Genomic DNA, 17764 nt, shown 5'->3' on the forward strand with positions numbered 1-17764 from the left:
AGCCGGCGTTCAGGATCCGCCGAACCAGTTGTAGCCCTGATCCACCCAGTAGCCACCCGGGTAGGTGTTCGTCACGAACAGCTCCATGATGTGCTTGGGGTTCTTGTAGCCCAGCTTGGTCGGCATCCGGAGTTTCATGGGGAAGCCGTACTTGGGCGGGAGGCGCTCGCCATCGTACGTAAAGGTCAACAAGGTCTGCGGATGTAGCGCGGTGGCCATGTCGATGCTTTCGTAGTAGTCGTCGGCGCACCTGAATCCCACGTACTTCGCCGTGGTATCGGCGCCGATCCGCTGGAGAAAGCCGGCGAACGGCGTGCCGCCCCAGCGCCCGATGGCGCTCCAGCCTTCCACGCAGATATGCCGGGTGATCTGCTCCGCCTGCGGCAAGGCGTAGAGGGCATCCAGCGTCCAGCTTCGCTTGTCCTGCACCAGCCCCCCAACCTTGAGCCGGAAGTCATCGCCGTTCACCACGGTCACTTCGTCGATGCCGTAGAACGCATTGAAGGGAAACGGGCGCGTGATCTGCGCGGCGGTGTAGGTGGGGGCGAGCCGGTTCGGATCGAACAGCCATGCCTGCACCTTGTCGTTCATGCGCGAGATGCGACCCAGGAAGGTTTCGACCGACGCCTCGTCGCGCAGACTGCATCCCGTGAGCATGGCAAGGCCGCCGAGCGTGAGGATGCGCTTGCCGAACAGGCGCCGCGCGGGCGCGTCGAGTTCTCGACGTACGTCGATGATCAGCGACTGGCGATCGACGGCCAGGCGCCGGGGAGGTTTGGGGTTCACGGCTCTACTCCAGTTTCGTGACGTCAGCGCCCGCGAATCATCGTCAGCAGGCTGCGCGGCACCAGCGCCACCATCACCAGATGCACGACGATGAAGGCGGCAAGCAGCGCCATGGCACAGAAATGCACCACGCGGGCGAAGTCATAGCCGCCCATCAACTCGCGCAGCAGCGGGAACTGCACGGGCTTCCAGATCGCGATGCCGGACAGCACCAGCACGACAAGCACCGCCATCACGAACAGGTACGCGAGCTTCTGCACGGCGTTGTACTGACTGAGATCCGCATGCGAGAGGTGGCCGCGCAGCGCGGCGGCCAGATCGTGGAGCACGGCACGCGGCGCCAGTGGAAAGAACTTCCTGGCGAGCCGGCCTGTGATCACATTCATCGCCAGATAGAACAGGCCGTTGAAGAACAGCAGCCACATGGCCGCAAAATGCCATTGCAGCGCGCCACCCAGCCAGCCGCCGAGGGTGATGTCGGCCGGAAAGCTGAAGCTGGCGAAGACTGGTGAAGCGTTGTAGATGCGCCAGCCCGACAGCATCATCACCACCGCTGCCAGGGCATTGAGCCAGTGCGATATCCGCACCCAGACGGGCTGGATTGCACGTGGCGCAGCGCGGCGCGGCATCGCGTCATGTGTGGTTTCCATTTCGGCCTCCAGAACCCATGCGCCGCGCGGGACGGTCATCCCGCCTGCGGCGCAGGGGCGCGCTCACTTGCCCGGCATCACTTGCTCATGCCGCCGGACATGGCATCGCCATTCTTGCCCATCTTGTCCCCCGACTTCGACTTGCTCATCTTGTCCTTGTGCATGCCATCCTTGGACATGCTGTCCTTCGACATCGCATCCTTGCCCATGCTGTCCTTCGACATGGCGTCCTTGTGCATGCCGTCCTTATGCATGCCGTCCTTCGACATGCTGTCCTTCGACATCGAATCCTTGGCCATCGACCCGCTGGCCTGGGCGAATGCCGCCGTGCCGCTCATCAGGAAGGCGGCGGAAACCACGGCGATTGCGATCTTCTTCATCTTCACACCTCATAGTTTGGACATGGACCGGGAGCATCCCGGCATCAGAAACTTCGCGCCACGCCGGGACGGCTGGCGGTAGATCCACACGGCATGTGTGCGTCTGAAAGGAAATTCGCCCCGGCGGCGCATCCGGTTACAGCCATCGCAAAAAAATTTCCTCCCCAATGACGGTGCGCTGCTCACCACATCGCCGCCGGCGCGGCGTAGAATTCGCGCAAACTAACGTGGCCGGTGTAACCAACGCGATCGATGGAGCGAACTACAGGACAGGAAGCGCTGCAGCGGCGGGAGGCGCGCCTGCGCGAACTTTTTGCGGACGGGCTGGCAGGGGATCAGGCGGCCTACGCGCGGTTCCTGACCGAGCTGGCCGCGCTATTGCGCGGCTATTTCCGCCACCGGCTCCAGCAGCAGGCCGGCGATGTCGAGGATCTGACGCAGGAAGTCCTGCTGGCGGTGCATAACGCCCGGCACACCTACCTGCCGGACCAGCCGCTGACGGCCTGGGTGCACGCCATCGCCCGCTACAAGCTTGCGGACCACTTTCGCGCCCATGCGCGGCACGACGCGCTGAGCATGCCGCTGGATGCCGCGGAGGACATCCTTGCGACGCCGGACCTGGAATCGGCCCAGGCCAGGCGGGATCTGAACCTCCTGCTCGACCAGCTGCCCGACCGGCAACGCCTGCCGATCGTGCACGTCAAGCTGGAGGGACTGTCTGTCAGCGAAACCGCGCGGATGACCGGCCTGTCCGAATCGGCGGTAAAGGTGGGCGTGCATCGCGGGCTGAAGGCGCTCGCGGCGAAGATTCGAGGAACGAAATGAAAACGGACGACCTGATTTCCATGCTTGCCACGGGCGCCGCGCCGGTGGACCGGCACGCGCTCAGCCGCCGTTTTGGTATCGCCGTGGCGGTGGGCACGGCGCTGGCGACCTTGCTGGTGGCCACGATGCTGCACGTCCGCGCGGATCTGGCCGACGTCGCCGCCACGCCGCTGTTCTGGGCGAAGGTAGCGCTGCCGCTCTCGCTGCTGCTGGGTGCGCTGTGGATGACAGCCCGGCTGGCACGGCCCGGAATGACCACGGGTTTCCGCTGGCTGGGCATCGCCGTGCCGTTTGGCGCCGTCTGGCTGGGCGCGATCACTGCGGTCGCACAGACACCCGCCGGAGAACGGGCGGCCGCCATCCTGGGGCAGACGTGGCGGGTCTGCCCGCTCAACATCACGCTGCTGTCGGTGCCGGTGTTCATCGCCGTATTCTGGGCGTTGCGCGGCCTGGCCCCGACACGGTTGGCCCTGTCCGGCGCCGTCGGCGGTTTGTTGTCCGGTGCGGTGGCAACGCTCGCCTACTGCCTGCATTGCCCAGAGATGGGCGTCGCCTTCTGGGCGGTGTGGTACGTGCTTGGCATGCTGGTGCCAACCGCGATTGGCGCGCTGCTGGGGCCACGCCTGCTTCGCTGGTGATGTGGCAGGCGACAGCTACCCTGCCGCCACGATCACATACGCCTGGATTTTCCCGCCCACCGGGCCGTCGCCATGGCGGCTGGCAATCGTCTCCGTCGCCCGGTCCGTCGCGTGTTGCAGCAAGCTGGCGTCGCGCGCCTCGATCTCGTTCCGTAGCGGCGTGCCCAGGCAATAGGCGGTGGCGACGTCGCGTGCCGAGTTCGCGCGACTTGTCTTCTCGCGTGTCTCGATCTGGACGCGGGCGAACCCTGCGCGGTTCAACTCGTCGCGGATCAGCGCCACATCGTGATAGCCGTGCGGCGTGCGCGCGAGGAATCTCGGTGGATCGTGCGGGAACACCGTGGCTACGGCGTCGGTGACGTCGCTGGCAAAGACGTTCTCTTCGATGCGGTCCCAGACATTGAAGATGAAGCGACCGCCCGGCCGCAACATGCGACGTGCCTCGGCATAGCCGGCGACCCGGTCGGGAAAGAACATCGCACCAAACTGGCAGCACACAACGTCGAACGACGCGGCCTCGAACGGCAGATGGAGCGCGTCCGCCTGCTTCCATTCGATACGGCTGTCGGGCCCCTGCCGGCTGGAGGCATAGTCGAGCATGGGCTGGTTGAGATCGGTCACCACGTAGCGCGCGCCAGCGCTCAGCCTGGGCGCAAGCGCCCGCGTGACCACGCCACTGCCGGCCGCCGTCTCCAGCACCGCGCCGGGCGAGGCGGCTGCCACCAGCGCGGCCAGATCGACGGCATAGGCTTCGAAGATCAACGGGACCATGAACGTGTCGTAGAACTTCGGGATCGAGCCAGCAAACACCTGATCGCAATCCGTCATGATTCCCCCTTGAAAGCGCTTTATGGCGCGCTTGCCGAGGCATCCGCACGCCCGAAGTGGATTGCGCTGCGCGGCAACTGCCCACCAGTTTCCTGCATCGTGATCCCGCAAGAAATCCATGCGAACCCGAAAATCGCGCCGGCCGGACGCGCGCATGCTGACGCCAGACGCTGAGATGCGTCGTGGATTCATCCGGATCCACCCGTTAGTTCGCAAGGAGCACATCATGAAAACACTCGTAAGACTCACCAGCCTGGCCCTTGTCGCGTTGCCCGCACTGGCCTTTGCACAAAGCACCCCGGGCCCTGTGACCCGCGCGGAAGTGCGCGCCGACCTCATCCGTGTAGAGAAGGCCGGCTACAACCCGTTCGGCAACGACGCCAACTATCCCGTCGATATCCAGGCAGCGGAAGCCAAGGTGGCTGCGCAGCAAGGCACGCCGGCCATCCAGCCGGAGACGCGCGCCGAAGTCCGGCAAGATCTTCTGAAGGTGGAGAAGGCCGGCTATGACCCGTTCCGCGTCGGCAGCACGTATCCCGCCAAGCTCGAGGCCGCCGAGGCACGCGTATCCGGCACGACCACTGCCTCGCCCACGCCGGTGCAGAAGCCGGTGGCAACGATGGCCGCCGTGCCGGCAATCCCGCGCATTGATCGCCCCCGCAATGCGTTCTACGATGGCGCCTGAGGATGCAGGTATGTCCAGGCCCTAGCGCAGCCCACCCCAGTGGTTGGTCACGCGCAGCAGCGAGGCATGCGGGCCGAATTCGCCGAGCCCTGTCGATAGTTGCTCGGCTGCCTCGCACACGGCTGCGGCCAAATCGCGCAAACGCGTGGGCCGCAGCCGTGTGTCCGGCCCGGAAATACCAACCGCCGCGATGACCGCGCCTGTTCCATCGAAAATGGGCGCGGCCAGTCCGTTCACGCCCGGGCGCCATTCGCCCCGATTGATGGCGTACCCCATGCGGCGGACCTGCTGCATCTCATGCAGAAAGGCCTCGGGCTCCGTGATCGTGCGGGGTGTGGCGGCGCTGAGGTCATCGGCGATCTCGGCCAGCCACTGCGGATTTCTGAACGCCAACATGGCCTTCCCCGTGGCCACGCAATGCGCCTGCGAGCGGCCACCAATCTGGCTGTAGGCGCGAATCGGGTTCGGACATTCCACCTTGTGCACGTAGACGACCTCGCGGCCGTCCAGCACGGACAGGTGGACCGACTCCCCGGTGGATTGCATCAGCGCTTCCATCAGCGCGTCCGCGTGACGGCGCAGGTCGAAACTCCACAGCGCCGCCGACCCCAACTCCCATAGCTTGATCGACACCGTGTAGCTCGACGGCGGCACCCGCACCACATAGTGCTCGTCCACCAGCGCCTGCAGCAGCCGATGCGCGCCGCTCTTGGGCATGCTCGCCATCTGGGCGAGCTCGCTCACACCAATCGGCTTGCCGTGGCGCGCCATGATGTCGAGTAGGTGAAGACCCTTAATCAGCGTGTTGTTCATGGCACCGAGCATCTGACGCCCGGTGGAGCCCGGGCAACTGTTCCAAAGTGTAGAACACCCGTGCCGGAATGAGGAACGGTTCTAGACTCGGTCCTGACGTCATGCACCCCAGCCATGACGACCCACGACACCCATCCATGACCGACGTCCTAACCGAAGACCTGCCGCTGCGCGGCATCCGCGTGCTGGAGTTCTGCTCCGTGGCCGCCGGCCCATTTTGCGCCATGTTGCTGGCCGATATGGGCGCCGATGTGATCAAGATCGAGCCGCCCGGCGGCGACACGCTGCGCACCTGGCCGCCGATTAGCGCCGGCTTCAGCGAGAACTTCGCATCGCTGAACCGAAACAAGCGCTCCGTGGTCCTGGACCTCAAGCTTCCCGCCGATCTCGACGTCGCGCTCGCCCTGTGCGCCAAAGCCGACGTGATCATCGAGAACAACCGGCCGGGCGTGATGGATCGGCTCGGGCTGGGCTACGCGCGACTGAGTGCGCTGCGCCCCGAACTCGTCTACTGCTCGATCTCCGCCTTCGGCCAGTCAGGCCCGCGCGCCGCCGAGGGCGGCTTCGACCTGACGATCCAGGCGGCTGCAGGCGTGATGAGCGTCACAGGCGATTCCGATGCCCCAGTCAAATGCGGCGTGCCGGTCTCCGATTTCGCCTCGGGCCTGTACGGCGCCTTCACGATCGCCAGCGCGCTGCTCCAGGCCAGGGCGCGCGGGCGCGGCGCGCATCTGGATGTACCGATGTTCGGCTGCACGCTGGCGATTGGTGCACTGCAAACCAGCGAATACTTCGGCACGGGCCGCAGCCCCGTCAAGCTCGGCTCCGCCCATCCGCGCAATGCGCCCTACCAGGCCTTTCGCGCCGCCGATGGCTACTTCGCCATTGCCGCCGGCAACGATGGCCTGTGGCGCGATGTGCTGCGCGCAGTGCAGATGGAGCCGCTGGCGGACGACCCGCGCTTCCTGTCGCCCACGCTGCGCGCCCGCCATCAGGTGGCGCTGAAAGCGCTGCTGGAAGAAGTCTTTGTGCAGCAAGGCGTCGACCACTGGATCGATGTCTTCCGCAGCGCCGGCGTGCCGCATTCGCGCATCAACGACTATGCGCGCGCACTGGAAGACCCGCAGGTCGACCACATGCGCTGGATTCGCGATATCGAACTGCCGGGCGGCACCCAGACGCGCACGTTCTCCTCGCCGATTCGCATCGACGGCCATGCGGTGCCGGTGCGCAGCGCGCCGCCCGCGCTGGGCCAGCATTCGGAGGAAGTCCGCCGCACGATCGGCAACCCGCAAGACAAACAGGGGTAAACACCATGCAGAACACATCCACAGCAGACACCCAGCCACTGCGGCGCTTCATCGCCCGGATGGACGCCATCGTCGCGGACACCAGCCAGCCCGAGGCAGCCACGCTCGAACAAGTCGGCCAGGCGCTGGGCGACCTCGTGGCGCAGGACAACTGGCTGGACCCGCAATTCGCCGTGCCGCATCCCGAGTACTACCGCCAGTACCTGCTCCACGCTGACCCGGAGGACCGCTACAGCGTGGTGAGCTTCGTGTGGGGGCCGGGCCAGAAGACGCCGATCCACGACCACTGCACCTGGGGCGCGATCGGCATGCTGCGCGGTGCCGAAGTGGGACAGGCGTACGCGCAGGGCGCGGCCGGCATGGTCGAGACCGGCGAGGCCGAACGGCTCGATCCGGGCGACGTGGCCTTCGTCTCCCCTGCAATCGGCGACATCCACGTGGTGCGCAATGCCTATGACGACCAGGTGTCCATCAGCATCCATGTGTACGGCACCGATATCGGCAAGCAGTCCCGGCATGTGTTCGATGCGGCTACCGGCGCGATGAAGACCTTCATCTCCGGTTACGCCAACGTGGAAAAGGCGTCCGCATGAGCGAAGCGCCGCTGCTGCTCCGCTGGGACGACAACGTGTGCCGGCTGACACTGAACCGGCCGCAGCAGGGCAACGCCTTGTCCCGCGACCTGCTCGATGCACTCGATGCGGCGCTGGACGACTGCGCGGCCCGCCCGCCGGCCTGTCTTGTGATCGACGGCGCGGGACGCCATTTCTGCACCGGCTTCGATCTCTCCGGGTTAGCTGACGAAACCGATGACAGCCTGCTGGCGCGCTTCACACGGATCGAACTGCTGCTCCAGCGCGTAGCACGTGCCCCGTATCCCACGATTGCCGTCGCCCACGGCCGCACCATGGGCGCCGGCGCCGACCTGTTTGCTGCCTGCGCGGTACGCATCGCAGTAGCGGGGGCGAGCTTCGCCTTCCCAGGCTGGCGCGGCTTCGGGCTCGTGCTTGGCAGCCGGCGGCTGGCCGCGCGCATCGGTACGGCTCGCGCGCGGGACTGGATCGAGCGCGCGTGCGTCATCGCTGATACCGAGGCGCTTGCCGCCGGCCTTGCCACGGCACGCGTGGAAGCGGCCCCGGCCACGTTCACGGCGCCGGTTGCAAACGCGTTAGACGGCCCGCTCGCCGGTGCCCTCGATGGCAATGCCGAACTCGACGACGCGCGCGACCTTGCCGCGCTCGTGCGTTCGGCGGCATGCGCCGGCTTGCAGCAGCGGCTGACGGCCTATGTGAACCGGCAAGCCGAGGCACGGCAGGCACGATAACAAAGACAAAGGAGACAGACGATGAACGGGAAGATCCAGCGGTTTGCAGCGGCCGTGGCCGTCGCCATGGCGGGGATGGCCGCCACGGGCGCCCACGCGCAGGGCGAGGGGCCCTATCCGTCCAAGCCGATCCATCTTGTGGTGGGCTACGCCCCCGGCGGCGGCACGGACATCATGGCGCGCCTGATCGGCCAGCAGATTGGTATCGCGCTGGGGCAGCCCGTCGTTGTCGAGAACAAGCCGGGCGCGGGACAGAACATCGCGGCCAGCTATGTGGCCCGGCAGCCGGCGGACGGCTACACCCTGTTCCTCAGTTCCAGCGCGCTGGCCGTCAACATCAGCCTGTACAACAAGCTCGACTATGACCCGATCAAGAGCTTCGCGCCGGTCGCGGTGTTCGGACAGAGCCCCAACCTGATGGTGGTGCCCGCATCGCTCGGGGTAAGTTCGGTCAGCGAGTTCGTGGCCTACGCCAAGAAGAAGAATGACGATGGCGTGAACTTCTCGTCGTCGGGCGCGGGCAGTTCGCAGCATCTTGGCGGCGAGCTGTTCCGGCAAGAGACCGGCATCAAGGCCAGCCACGTGCCGTATAAAGGCTCCGCGCCGTCCATCGTCGCGATCCTGAGCGGCGAGGTCCAGTACACGTTTATCAATATCCCGTCGGTCATGGCGGTGAAGTCCAATAACCGCATGCGCGTGCTGGCCATCACCAGCGCCAGCCGCTCGCCGTTGATGCCCGATGTGCCCACCATGGTCGAGGCGGGCATGCCGCATATGACCATGGCCGCGTGGTACGGGGTACTGGCCCCGGCCGGCACGCCGGCGCCGATCATCAATCGGCTCAATGCGGCCATTAACAAAGCCGTGTCCGATCCGGCGTTCCGTGAACGCATGCGGAGCGAGGGCGCGGAAACCATGATGGAGTCGCCCGACTACTTCAAGCGCTTCCTGGCCGATGACATCGCCCGCTGGCACAAGGTTGTGAAAGCCGGCAACGTGAAGGTTCAGTAGGTTCAGTAACCCCCCGATTTCCCCCCCCGACATCATCCAAGGAGATTCCGCATGTCGATGTTCATGAACTGGCCCGATCTGCTCAACACGCTGAAGCGTTCTTACAACCGTCTCGGCAATTCCAACCCGAAGATGCTGGAAGCCTATCGGAACCTGGCAGCAGCGCAAGGATCGAACGGCGCGCTCGACGCCAAGACGCGCGAGCTGATTGCGCTGGCCGTGGCCGTGACCACGCGCTGCGACGGCTGTATCTCGTCTCACGCCGCAGCGGCGGTCAAGGCCGGTGCCACGGAGGCGGAGATCAGCGATGCCCTTGGCACCGCCATCGCCCTCAATGCCGGCGCGGCCTATGTGTATTCGCTGCGCGCGATGGAAGCCGTCAGCCAGCTCAAGGAAGCCGCCTGATCCGGCGAATCGCGCGCACCAATAAGGAGGAGACAAACATGGCCGCATACGTCATCGACAGCGCCCTGTTCCGGGACCAGTTCAGTACCGCGCAGATGCGCGAGATTTTCAGTGATGAAACCACGGTGCAGCGGTGGCTCGATGTGGAAGCCGCGCTGGCCAAGGTGCAGGCGCGCCTGGGGATCATTCCCCAGCGCGCCGCCGACGAAATCTGCGCGAAGGCGCGGGTCGAGCTGATCGACCTGCCCGACCTGAAGCGCGAAATGGACCGTACCAGCCACCCGATCGTGCCGCTGCTGCGCGCCATGAAGAAGGTGTGCAGCGGCGACGCGGCCGAGTACATCCACTGGGGCGCCACCACGCAGGACATCATCGACACCGGCACCATGCTGCAGGTGCGCGATGCGCTGGAGGTCATCGGCACCCGCTACGCGGAGCTGGAGGGCCATCTGGTGAAGCTGGCGCAGACGCACCGCGACCTGACCATGGTGGCACGCAGCCATGGCCAGCAGGCGCTGCCCATCACGTTCGGCTTCAAGGCTGCCGTCTGGGTCGAGGAGATGCGCCGGAATCAGGAGCGCTTCGCGGCCATGAAGCAGCGTGTGCTGGTGGGGCAGTTCTCCGGCGCGGTCGGCACGCTGGCGGCACTGGGCGACAAGGGCATCGCGGTGCAGGAGGCGCTGTTCGAGGAGCTGGGCCTGGGCTGCCCGCGCATCCACTGGCATGTCTCGCGGGATAGCATCGCCGAGCTGGCCTGCGTGCTGGCGATCTGCACCGGCACCATCGGCAAGATCGCGCATGAGGTGTACAGCCTGCAAAAGACCGAGACGGCCGAGCTGGAAGAACCGTTCGCGATGGGCAAGGTGGGCAGCAGCACCATGCCGCACAAGCGCAATCCGCCGACCTGCGAAACCGTGGTGGCGCTGGCCCGTCTGGTGCGCAACACCGCGCCGATGGCGCTGGAGTCGATCATGGCCGAACACGAGCGCGACAAGATCGTGCTGCAGACGGAACGCGAGTTCATCTCGCGCCTGTGCTGCATGAGCGATGCGGCAGCGTTGAAGCTCGGCTACGTGTGTGCCAACCTGACTGTGCGCCCGGCCAATATGGAGAAGAACCTGTTCATCCAGCGCGGCCTGCTGATGTCCGAGGCCGTCATGATGGGGCTCAGCGACCGACTGGGGCGCCAGGAGGCACACGAGATCGTCTACGAGGTCTGCATGGACGTGTTCGAGCGCGGCGGTGACTTCCGCGAGGCGCTGCTGGCGAATCCGAAGGTGGCGGCCGGCATCGATGCGCAAACCATCGACAAGATGCTCGACCCGCACGGCTATACCGGCATGGCGGGGTTCTTTGTGGATCGGGTGGTGGGACAGCAAGCGCGCTGACACGCGCTGCGCAAGCAAGAAGCGGGTGCCGGGATTCTTCCGGCACCCGCTTTGCATTGCGGCGGTTTGTGGATAGGGATTACTGGCGGAAGTGGATAAAGCAGTCGGCGGCGTCGGCAAGGCTCTCGCAGGACAGGACCGTGGCGATCAACGCTTCCGTGCGCTCGGCGCCCAGCCCCGGCACCAGCAGCGTGCGCGCCTTGCTGGCGATGCGCGCTTCCTGCCGGTCGAGATCGGTCTCGGGACGGCTCGCATCGCTATGGCAGGCATGCATGCGGCCGTTTTCCAGCGTCACGGTCGCCCGGGCGTTCGCGCGCGGCATCGCGGCTTCGCCATGCACACGAATGCGTTGGCGCAGCGCGGCCAGCGCAGGGTCGTCCAGCGCGGCGGTGAAGCTTTCCGCCGCAACGGTGCTGTGGCCGGCCAACGCCAGCGCGGCCATATGGGCGATGCTGAACTTGGCCTCCGATGGCGTGCTGGGATTGGCGATACAACACACATCCAAATACTGCGGCTCGATGGCGATCTCCACCGTCCCGATCTCGGCTGCTGCAGCACCGAGCTGCTGGCGCAATTGCAGGCAGGCCTCGATCGGCGCCTGCGTGCCGTAGCAGGACGCGTGGTACTTGTAGACGATGCCGTGCACGCGCGAGGTGGTGGCATCGCACCAGATTGCGTCGGCATCCCACGCGCCGGCGTACAACGCCGCGAAGCCCTGCTCGCGCTCAAGGATGTCTGGCACTGCCTGGAAGCCTCGCGCCGCCAGCCGGGCGGCGCGCAGGCCAATCGCGGCAGCCTGCCCGGCGTGCAACGGCTTGCACATTGTGCCGAACAGCGCGCGCATGCCGCCCGCCTGCGTGGCGGCGATACCCAGCGCATGCGCGGTGCGGTCGACATCGAGTCCGAGCAGTGAGGCCACTGCCACCGTGGCGCCCAGTGCGCCGAGCGTGGCGGTGTTGTGCCAGCCCAGCCGGTAGTGATCTTCGCCCATGCACGACGCCACGCGGCTCTGCAACTCGACGCCTGCGGCAAAGGCCGCCAGCACCGCGATACCGTGATGCCGGCCCCCTTCGGCCTGCGCAAGAATCGCTGGCCACAGCGGCACCGACGGATGGACGCGGGACTGCAGGTGCGCATCGTCGAAATCGAGCACATGGGACGCCGTGCCGTTCACCAGCGCGGCCTGCACCGCGCTGGCGCGCGAGCCGTCGAGCAAGGTGGCGCATGGGTTGGCGCCCTCCTCCCGCACTTCGGCCAGCAGGATCTGGACCGGTGCCTCCCGCCACGCGGCATGCGCCACGGCGAACCAGTCGAGCAGGCTGTGACGGGCGATACGCCCCACGTCAGTCGGCAGCCCGCCCGATGCCACGGACAGGCTGTGTGCCACCAGTTCCCGCGTCAGCCCTTGCGGCAGGCCCACGGGATGCAATGGAGGATGTGGCGCGTTCATTTCACCTCCATCGTCTTCAGCAGCTTGTCGCTGATGCCGGCGCGGTAGCGGGCGATGTCATCGACAATGTACTGGCGGAACCTGCTGGTCGGCATGTCGACTTCACGGGCACCATCCTGCCGCACCACGCGTTGCAGTTCGGCATTGCGCAGCCCTTCCGACACGGCCTTGGACAGGCGCTGCACGATCGCATCCGGCGTGCCGGCGGGCGCCACCAGGCCGTACCACTGCGTCACCGTCACATCGATGCCCAGTTCGCGGAAGGTCGGCACATCGGGAAATGCCGGGGTGCGCTGCTCGCCCGTCAACGCCAGCAGCTTGAGCTTGCCGGACTTGACCTGCCCCATGATCGGCGGCGCGGTGGCGAAGAACAGGTCGGTATGCCCGCCCAGCAGGTCCGTGATGGCGGGGCCGGAGCCACGGTAGGGAATCGGCGCGATCTCGACGCCGGCCTTCGCCTTGACCATCTCCATGGTCACATAGCCCACGCTGCCGGGCCCGGACGACCCGTAGCTGATCTGCCGCACCTTGGCTTCGGCGAACGCAGCGGAGGCGTTCTTGTAGCGATCCGCGGCGGCGAACAGGCCATGCGGCGCCTGTACCAGCATGCCGATGGCGACAAAGTCCTCGGGTACCTTGTAGGGCAGTTCGCTGCCCCGGATCGCCGCCGCCAGCGACATGTTGCTGCTCATGCCCATCAGCAGCGTGTAGCCGTCAGGCTTGCTGCGCGCCACCTGCTCGGCCGCCATCATGCCGCCGGCGCCACCCTTGTTCTCGACGACCACGGGCTGGCCAAGCTTGCGCGAGAGCTGATCCGCGATGAGCCGGCCGTACAGGTCGCCACCGCCGCCCGGCGGGAAGCCCACCACGAGCTTGATCGGCCGATCCGGGTACTCCGCGTGCACAGCAGTTGCCGTGATGCATACCATCATGCACAGCAGCCAATGCACGCCACGCCATGCGCGTGTGGCCGCGCTTTCCCTATGCAAAGTCATCGTTGTCTCCTCCAGTCGTTATGCCGGCTGCCGCTGACGGCAAGCCTGCAACGATTCTGGACGAGCCCCTGCAAAGCGCATGGATGTTCCACGATTCGGAACGACGCGGCTTGGGGAGGTACGGTAGGGGGGATTCGTGTCGCCTTGCGCGAAGGCGACACACGCGGCAGGGGTGCGACGGGCTAGTGCCCGTCATCCCCGCCGATCAGCCACCGCGTTGCACGGCGGCCGGAGGTATTACGAAGGCGATTACGAGCCGACCTTGAGTCGGCCGCCGCGGCCCAGGCCGCCCTTCACTTCCTGCGCCTTGTAGTTGCGCAGCGAGACCACCATGTTGTTGTAGGCGTCCATGAACGCTGCAACCGTGGCCTTGCCTTCCGGCGTGCGGGAGAAACCGCCAAGCCCGCCGGCCGCGCCGCCGCCAAAGGCGCCCAGTGCGGCGCCGAAGTTGGTGGCCGTGGCGTTGCCTTCGGAGATGGAGAGCTGCACGCCCGAGCGGATGTCGAACATGGTCAGCGTCACGACCGATGCCTTGCTTTGCATCGCACCGCCAACCAGTGCGCCGGCGGCGCCGAACAGGCTGCCCACGCCGGCAGCCAACTGGCCCGTGGCGTCGTTATCGATGATGATGGCCGGCTCCATGTAGAAGTCGGCGGCCACGCGCTGGCCCTTCTGCTGCTTCGAACCGGCCCGGAACTCGCCCGAATTGCGCTGCTTGTCGGTGATCGACGACAGCTTGCTTTCGGTGCGGTTATTGCCAACGGACGTGATCACGAAGCAGTTCGACTGCTGCACGGCCAGGCGGATCAGCGGCTCGATGGTCGTGATCTTGGTGGTGGCGCCGAAGCTTGCGTACCACTCCTTGCCACGGCCATCGTCCACGGCGAGCGTGCCCAGGGGCGCGTCGCAGCGCTCCAGCGACGGATTGGCATTCACGCTGCTTGCGCCGCCCGCGGCGCCGGTGGCGGCCGTCGGTGCCGTGCCAGTGGAGATGCTACCGCCGCCGCCCGGGACGGCACAGCCAGCCAGAACCAGGGACGCGGCCAGTGCGGCCAGGCGCAAAGAAGTCTTCTTGGGCATGAAATCGCCTGTTATTGGAAGTGATGGAAAGAGGAAGGGTGGGACGGCTTAGCGCAGATGCCAGCCGGAAGGGCCCCAGACCCAGTAATACGGGTAGCCGCTGTACCACGCGTACCAAGACTTGCGATACGCCTCACGCACCTGATACAGACTCTGTTCGTCCTTCTTGGCGGCCTGGGCTTGCGGAATCAGGTCGCGGGCTTCCTTGTTGCCCTTGGAGGCAGCGCGCGTCAGCCAGGCCTCGGCTTCCGCCGGGTCCGATCCCATTTCCTCGAAGCCCATCAGATAGATTCGCCCAAGCGCGAGCTGGGCCTGCACGTGGCCGTTGTCGCCGGCCTTGCGCATCCACTCGAGGGCTTGATAGCTGTTGCGCTCGACGCCGTCGCCGCGCAGGAGGCGCAGGCCCAGGTCATAGGCCGCGTTCGGATTGCGCTCCGCCACTTCGGTCAGGGCCTGCATGCGGCGCTCGGCCTCGGCATCGACGGGCGCGTCCCGGAATGTGCTCACGCGTCGGTCTTGTTCGGTGCAGGCATTGCCGTTGCACACGCGTACCGTGGGCGAGCGCGACAGCTGCCCTTCCGCCGACTGCGCGGCGCAGCCCGCCAAGCCCAAAACTGTCACGAACAACAAAGGAACTGAAAAACGCATAGCAACCCACCCCGAACATATTTATTTTTTTTGCAATACCTCGAATACTTAGCTTTGTAAGTAAACGTGTAGATTGTAACGGCATTGCATGTGGGGATTGCAACACATTCGTAATGCGAATCAGTGCTTTTGTTGCGTCGCGGACACGTTCTTATCAGGGTAAACCCCAAGAAAAGGCAGGAGGCAGGGCCTCCCGCCGCCCGGATCAGTCGATCTTCGCGCCCGATACCTTCACCGTCTGGCCCCACCGCTGTTGCTCTTTGATGATGGTCGCCGCGAACGCTTCCGGCGATTGCCACGCCGGCTCGGCGCCCTGCGCTTCCAGCTTGGCCTTGGTATCCGGGTCGGCCAGCACGGTGCGCAGCGCGCCCGACAGCTTGTCGACGATCTCCTTCGGCGTACCCGCCGGCGCCAGCACCCCATAGAAGCCCACCACCTCGAAGCCCTTCAGGCCGGACTCCTCCATCGTCGGCACATCGGGCAGCGCCGGCGAGCGCTTGCCGGACGTCACCGCCAGCGCGCGGACCTTGCCTGCCCTGATGTACTGGGTGAAGAGCGGAATCGAATCCGCCATCATCTGGGCCTGCCCGCCCATGACGTCCGTCAGCGCTGGCGCACTGCCCTTGTACGGGATGTGAACGATGAAGGTGCCCGATGCCTGCTTGAACATCTCCGGCATCAGGTGCGAGATCCCGCCGTTACCGCCCGAAGCGAAGTTGAGCTTGCCCGGGTTCGCCTTGGCATAGGCGATGAATTCCTTGAGATTCCGTGCCGGCACGTTGTTGTTGATCACCATGACCAGCGGGATCAGCGCGGTGCGCGCCACGGGCGCGAAGTCCTTCGGCATGCTGTACGGCAGCTTGGGATACAGCGAATTGTTGATCGACATCTGGCCCGTATTGGCGATCAACAGCGTATAGCCGTCCGGCGCCGCCTTGGCCACGCTGTCCGAACCGATATTGCCGGCCGCGCCGGCCTTGTAGTCCAGCACCACGGACTGGCCCAGCAAGGGCTGGAGCTTCTCCGACAGGATGCGCGCGTGCGTGTCCACCGGACCGCCAGGCGGAAATCCCACCACCATCCGGATCGGCTTCTCGGGCCAGGCGGCGTGGGCAACGCCGGCCGCGAAGGCCAGCGGGGTAAGGGCCAATACGGCCAGGGCTTGCCGGGCACGGTGGGCAGCGAACAACGTCATCGTCTTGTCTCCGGAGGCGGCCCCGCTCTACACGGCGGCGGACCGAAGCGCTATTGTGACGTTAATGTGACATTTTTGTGAAGGTCCATTTTTGTGAAGATCAGAACGCCTCATTGATCTGGAAATACACGCCTTTCGTGTTGCGCCCCACGCCGGCATCGAAGCGAACATTGACCCGCGGCTTGAACTCGAAGCGGTAGCCGATGCCGCCATTCGGCAGCCAGTGCCCCCGGAACAGCGCCCCCACATTGGGGCTGACCGCCCCGGTGCCGAGCCAGAACACCATGCCCTGCCGCCCCGCGATGTGCCAGCGGTATTCGGCCTGCACCCCCGCCATCACCTTGTCCCGGAACTGGCCCGAGAAGTAGCCGCGCATCCGCTTGTTGTTGCCGAGGGTAGCCATCATGTCCCAGGGCACGTCGCCCCAGTTCATGTTGGCGTAGGCGTCGAAGGCCAGCACATCGCGCTCGCGCATGTGGAAGTACTTGTTGAACGTGAGTTCCACGTTCTCCATATCGGTGTCGCTGCCGAGTTCGCGGCGGTAGACGGTGACGTTGGCCAGCAGCGATTCGCCCCGGTAGGGATTGGGGATGAAGTCCCGCGTGTCGTACGAGAAATGCGCGCTGACCCCGGAACTGAGCACGCGGGGGCCATGCGGGTCGGTCGCCAGCTTGCTGTCGGCGCCGCGCTCCAGCTTCACCGCATCGTCGTACTGCAAGCTCCATCCTGCCCCCACGTAGATGTTGGGACGCACCCGCATCATGATCTTGGGCTGCAGTACCACCTCCTTGCGCGTGAAGGCTTCCTTGTTGGCGTTGTCGATGGCACTGCCGTAGCCGATGCCCCAGTAGGCGGTGGGCATGTTGATGAGATCCGCCTCGATGAGAAAGCGGTAGCTGTCGTCGGCAAAGAACGTGTTGTTCTCGATCGAGATGCCGTAGGCGCCCTTCACGGTGCCGAAGCCGCGGATCGACAGCGTGGATAGCTGCGTCTCCTCTGCGGCGTTGCCCGGCTTGTAGAGGCCGATGGCCGCCGCGCCGATGCCGAAGCCCATTTCCGGGTTGTAGAACGGCCCCGGCAGCACGCCCCAGTCGATGCCCTGGCTCACGTCCACGGCGTCCGATGCGCCGAGCTTGGTGAGGATCCGGTCGATCCAGCCCTGCTTTTCTTCCTTGCTGGCCGGCGCGCCCACCGCTTCCACCACTTCCACCGGCTCGTCCGCCCGCCCGGGCATGGCGGCGCCTGCCAGGCCAATCGACACACATATCGACACACACAAGCGGCGGAGGTAACGGACATGCATGATGGAACCCCGAGATACTGCATCTTGGTGGAGCCACGGGGTGCATCCAA

19 protein-coding genes and 1 pseudogene are annotated in these 17764 nt (G+C 65.8%); 9 read left to right on the plus strand and 11 right to left on the minus strand.

The window, feature by feature from the left end; all coding sequences use genetic code 11:
* Nucleotides 1-9 precede the first annotated feature (9 nt).
* From AC1DEL_RS07230 to AC1DEL_RS07240, 3 genes are all read right to left on the minus strand, one after another.
* A complete protein-coding gene (locus tag AC1DEL_RS07230) occupies nt 10-786 on the minus strand; it encodes a molybdopterin-dependent oxidoreductase (protein ID WP_441592734.1) in 777 nt (258 codons plus the stop codon).
* Between the two features lie 23 nt (nt 787-809).
* Nucleotides 810-1436: a cytochrome b/b6 domain-containing protein gene (locus AC1DEL_RS07235; protein ID WP_454757918.1), complete on the minus strand. Its 627-nt coding sequence runs from the start codon at nt 1434-1436 to the stop codon at nt 810-812.
* A gap of 77 nt (nt 1437-1513) precedes the next feature.
* Nucleotides 1514-1816, minus strand: coding sequence for a pentapeptide MXKDX repeat protein (locus AC1DEL_RS07240; protein WP_477125646.1), 303 nt, complete (start codon nt 1814-1816; stop codon nt 1514-1516).
* Between the two features lie 252 nt (nt 1817-2068).
* Here AC1DEL_RS07240 and AC1DEL_RS07245 point away from each other — a divergent pair, with 252 nt between their 5' ends.
* Both AC1DEL_RS07245 and AC1DEL_RS07250 read left to right on the plus strand, forming a co-directional pair.
* The gene (locus AC1DEL_RS07245) at nt 2069-2641 is read left to right on the plus strand and encodes a sigma-70 family RNA polymerase sigma factor (protein ID WP_092294913.1); all 573 of its coding nucleotides are present in this window, start codon (nt 2069-2071) and stop codon (nt 2639-2641) included.
* Nucleotides 2638-3279, plus strand: coding sequence for a DUF1109 domain-containing protein (locus AC1DEL_RS07250; protein ID WP_477125647.1), 642 nt, complete (start codon nt 2638-2640; stop codon nt 3277-3279). The genes AC1DEL_RS07245 and AC1DEL_RS07250 overlap by 4 nt, the downstream gene beginning before the upstream one ends.
* Before the next feature lie 15 nt (nt 3280-3294).
* Here AC1DEL_RS07250 and AC1DEL_RS07255 read toward each other — a convergent pair whose 3' ends face one another.
* Entirely contained in the window at nt 3295-4107 is an 813-nt protein-coding gene (locus AC1DEL_RS07255; protein WP_477125722.1) for a class I SAM-dependent methyltransferase, read from the minus strand.
* A 226-nt stretch (nt 4108-4333) separates the two neighbouring features.
* On the opposite strand from AC1DEL_RS07255, the pseudogene AC1DEL_RS07260 reads away from it, so the two are divergent.
* Nucleotides 4334-4639, plus strand: a pseudogene (locus AC1DEL_RS07260) (DUF4148 domain-containing protein); the annotation flags it as partial.
* Nucleotides 4640-4813: 174 nt separating this feature from the next.
* Here AC1DEL_RS07260 and AC1DEL_RS07265 read toward each other — a convergent pair.
* Nucleotides 4814-5605, minus strand: a complete 792-nt coding sequence (locus tag AC1DEL_RS07265; protein WP_477125648.1) for an IclR family transcriptional regulator — start codon at nt 5603-5605, stop codon at nt 4814-4816.
* Nucleotides 5606-5742: 137 nt separating this feature from the next.
* Between AC1DEL_RS07265 and AC1DEL_RS07270 the strand changes: the two genes are divergently transcribed.
* Genes AC1DEL_RS07270 through purB form a run of 6 tightly spaced genes read left to right on the plus strand, consistent with a single transcriptional unit; the run spans nt 5743 to nt 11043 of the window.
* On the plus strand, nt 5743-6915 hold the full coding sequence (locus AC1DEL_RS07270) for a CaiB/BaiF CoA transferase family protein (RefSeq protein WP_477125649.1): 1173 nt from the start codon (nt 5743-5745) through the stop codon (nt 6913-6915).
* Nucleotides 6916-6920: 5 nt separating this feature from the next.
* A complete protein-coding gene (locus AC1DEL_RS07275) occupies nt 6921-7508 on the plus strand; it encodes a cysteine dioxygenase family protein (RefSeq protein WP_092294901.1) in 588 nt (195 codons plus the stop codon).
* Nucleotides 7505-8239, plus strand: a complete 735-nt coding sequence (locus AC1DEL_RS07280; RefSeq protein WP_092294899.1) for an enoyl-CoA hydratase/isomerase family protein — start codon at nt 7505-7507, stop codon at nt 8237-8239. The genes AC1DEL_RS07275 and AC1DEL_RS07280 overlap by 4 nt, the downstream gene beginning before the upstream one ends.
* A 21-nt stretch (nt 8240-8260) precedes the next feature.
* Nucleotides 8261-9250, plus strand: a complete 990-nt coding sequence (locus AC1DEL_RS07285) for a tripartite tricarboxylate transporter substrate binding protein (RefSeq protein ID WP_092294897.1) — start codon at nt 8261-8263, stop codon at nt 9248-9250.
* Nucleotides 9251-9307: 57 nt separating this feature from the next.
* Nucleotides 9308-9655, plus strand: a complete 348-nt coding sequence (locus AC1DEL_RS07290) for a carboxymuconolactone decarboxylase family protein (protein WP_092295109.1) — start codon at nt 9308-9310, stop codon at nt 9653-9655.
* A gap of 38 nt (nt 9656-9693) precedes the next feature.
* Nucleotides 9694-11043 carry an adenylosuccinate lyase gene (gene purB / locus AC1DEL_RS07295; RefSeq protein ID WP_454757920.1) on the plus strand — a complete coding sequence of 450 codons (1350 nt, stop codon included), beginning with the start codon at nt 9694-9696 and terminating at the stop codon, nt 11041-11043.
* Nucleotides 11044-11122: 79 nt separating this feature from the next.
* Here the strand turns inward: purB and AC1DEL_RS07300 are convergent, their stop codons facing one another.
* From AC1DEL_RS07300 to AC1DEL_RS07325, 6 genes are all read right to left on the minus strand, one after another.
* Nucleotides 11123-12493, minus strand: a complete 1371-nt coding sequence (locus AC1DEL_RS07300; RefSeq protein WP_477125650.1) for an MmgE/PrpD family protein — start codon at nt 12491-12493, stop codon at nt 11123-11125.
* Nucleotides 12490-13488 carry a Bug family tripartite tricarboxylate transporter substrate binding protein gene (locus AC1DEL_RS07305; protein ID WP_477125651.1) on the minus strand — a complete coding sequence of 333 codons (999 nt, stop codon included), beginning with the start codon at nt 13486-13488 and terminating at the stop codon, nt 12490-12492. Before AC1DEL_RS07305 ends, AC1DEL_RS07300 begins: the two co-directional genes overlap by 4 nt.
* Before the next feature lie 249 nt (nt 13489-13737).
* On the minus strand, nt 13738-14568 hold the full coding sequence (locus AC1DEL_RS07310; RefSeq protein WP_092294889.1) for a hypothetical protein: 831 nt from the start codon (nt 14566-14568) through the stop codon (nt 13738-13740).
* Between the two features lie 48 nt (nt 14569-14616).
* Nucleotides 14617-15075, minus strand: coding sequence for a tetratricopeptide repeat protein (locus AC1DEL_RS07315; protein ID WP_369823423.1), 459 nt, complete (start codon nt 15073-15075; stop codon nt 14617-14619).
* A gap of 346 nt (nt 15076-15421) precedes the next feature.
* On the minus strand, nt 15422-16411 hold the full coding sequence (locus AC1DEL_RS07320) for a Bug family tripartite tricarboxylate transporter substrate binding protein (protein ID WP_477125652.1): 990 nt from the start codon (nt 16409-16411) through the stop codon (nt 15422-15424).
* Nucleotides 16412-16511: 100 nt separating this feature from the next.
* Entirely contained in the window at nt 16512-17672 is a 1161-nt protein-coding gene (locus tag AC1DEL_RS07325; protein ID WP_477110104.1) for a BamA/TamA family outer membrane protein, read from the minus strand.
* Between the last annotated feature and the right edge of the window lie 92 nt (nt 17673-17764).

It is taken from the genome of Cupriavidus sp. 10L43_2, from assembly GCF_056395265.1.

Bases quoted from the DNA above. Each gene is read 5' to 3' on its own strand.
- AC1DEL_RS07235 (WP_454757918.1), bottom strand. From the start codon at position 1,436: ATGGAAACCACACATGACGCGATGCCGCGCCGCGCTGCGCCACGTGCA.
- AC1DEL_RS07240 (WP_477125646.1), bottom strand. From the start codon at position 1,816: ATGAAGAAGATCGCAATCGCCGTGGTTTCCGCCGCCTTCCTGATGAGC.
- AC1DEL_RS07245 (WP_092294913.1), top strand. From the start codon at position 2,069: ATGGAGCGAACTACAGGACAGGAAGCGCTGCAGCGGCGGGAGGCGCGC.
- AC1DEL_RS07250 (WP_477125647.1), top strand. From the start codon at position 2,638: ATGAAAACGGACGACCTGATTTCCATGCTTGCCACGGGCGCCGCGCCG.
- AC1DEL_RS07255 (WP_477125722.1), bottom strand. From the start codon at position 4,107: ATGACGGATTGCGATCAGGTGTTTGCTGGCTCGATCCCGAAGTTCTAC.
- AC1DEL_RS07265 (WP_477125648.1), bottom strand. From the start codon at position 5,605: ATGAACAACACGCTGATTAAGGGTCTTCACCTACTCGACATCATGGCG.
- AC1DEL_RS07270 (WP_477125649.1), top strand. From the start codon at position 5,743: ATGACCGACGTCCTAACCGAAGACCTGCCGCTGCGCGGCATCCGCGTG.
- AC1DEL_RS07275 (WP_092294901.1), top strand. From the start codon at position 6,921: ATGCAGAACACATCCACAGCAGACACCCAGCCACTGCGGCGCTTCATC.
- AC1DEL_RS07280 (WP_092294899.1), top strand. From the start codon at position 7,505: ATGAGCGAAGCGCCGCTGCTGCTCCGCTGGGACGACAACGTGTGCCGG.
- AC1DEL_RS07285 (WP_092294897.1), top strand. From the start codon at position 8,261: ATGAACGGGAAGATCCAGCGGTTTGCAGCGGCCGTGGCCGTCGCCATG.
- AC1DEL_RS07290 (WP_092295109.1), top strand. From the start codon at position 9,308: ATGTTCATGAACTGGCCCGATCTGCTCAACACGCTGAAGCGTTCTTAC.
- purB (WP_454757920.1), top strand. From the start codon at position 9,694: ATGGCCGCATACGTCATCGACAGCGCCCTGTTCCGGGACCAGTTCAGT.
- AC1DEL_RS07300 (WP_477125650.1), bottom strand. From the start codon at position 12,493: ATGAACGCGCCACATCCTCCATTGCATCCCGTGGGCCTGCCGCAAGGG.
- AC1DEL_RS07305 (WP_477125651.1), bottom strand. From the start codon at position 13,488: ATGACTTTGCATAGGGAAAGCGCGGCCACACGCGCATGGCGTGGCGTG.
- AC1DEL_RS07310 (WP_092294889.1), bottom strand. From the start codon at position 14,568: ATGCCCAAGAAGACTTCTTTGCGCCTGGCCGCACTGGCCGCGTCCCTG.
- AC1DEL_RS07320 (WP_477125652.1), bottom strand. From the start codon at position 16,411: ATGACGTTGTTCGCTGCCCACCGTGCCCGGCAAGCCCTGGCCGTATTG.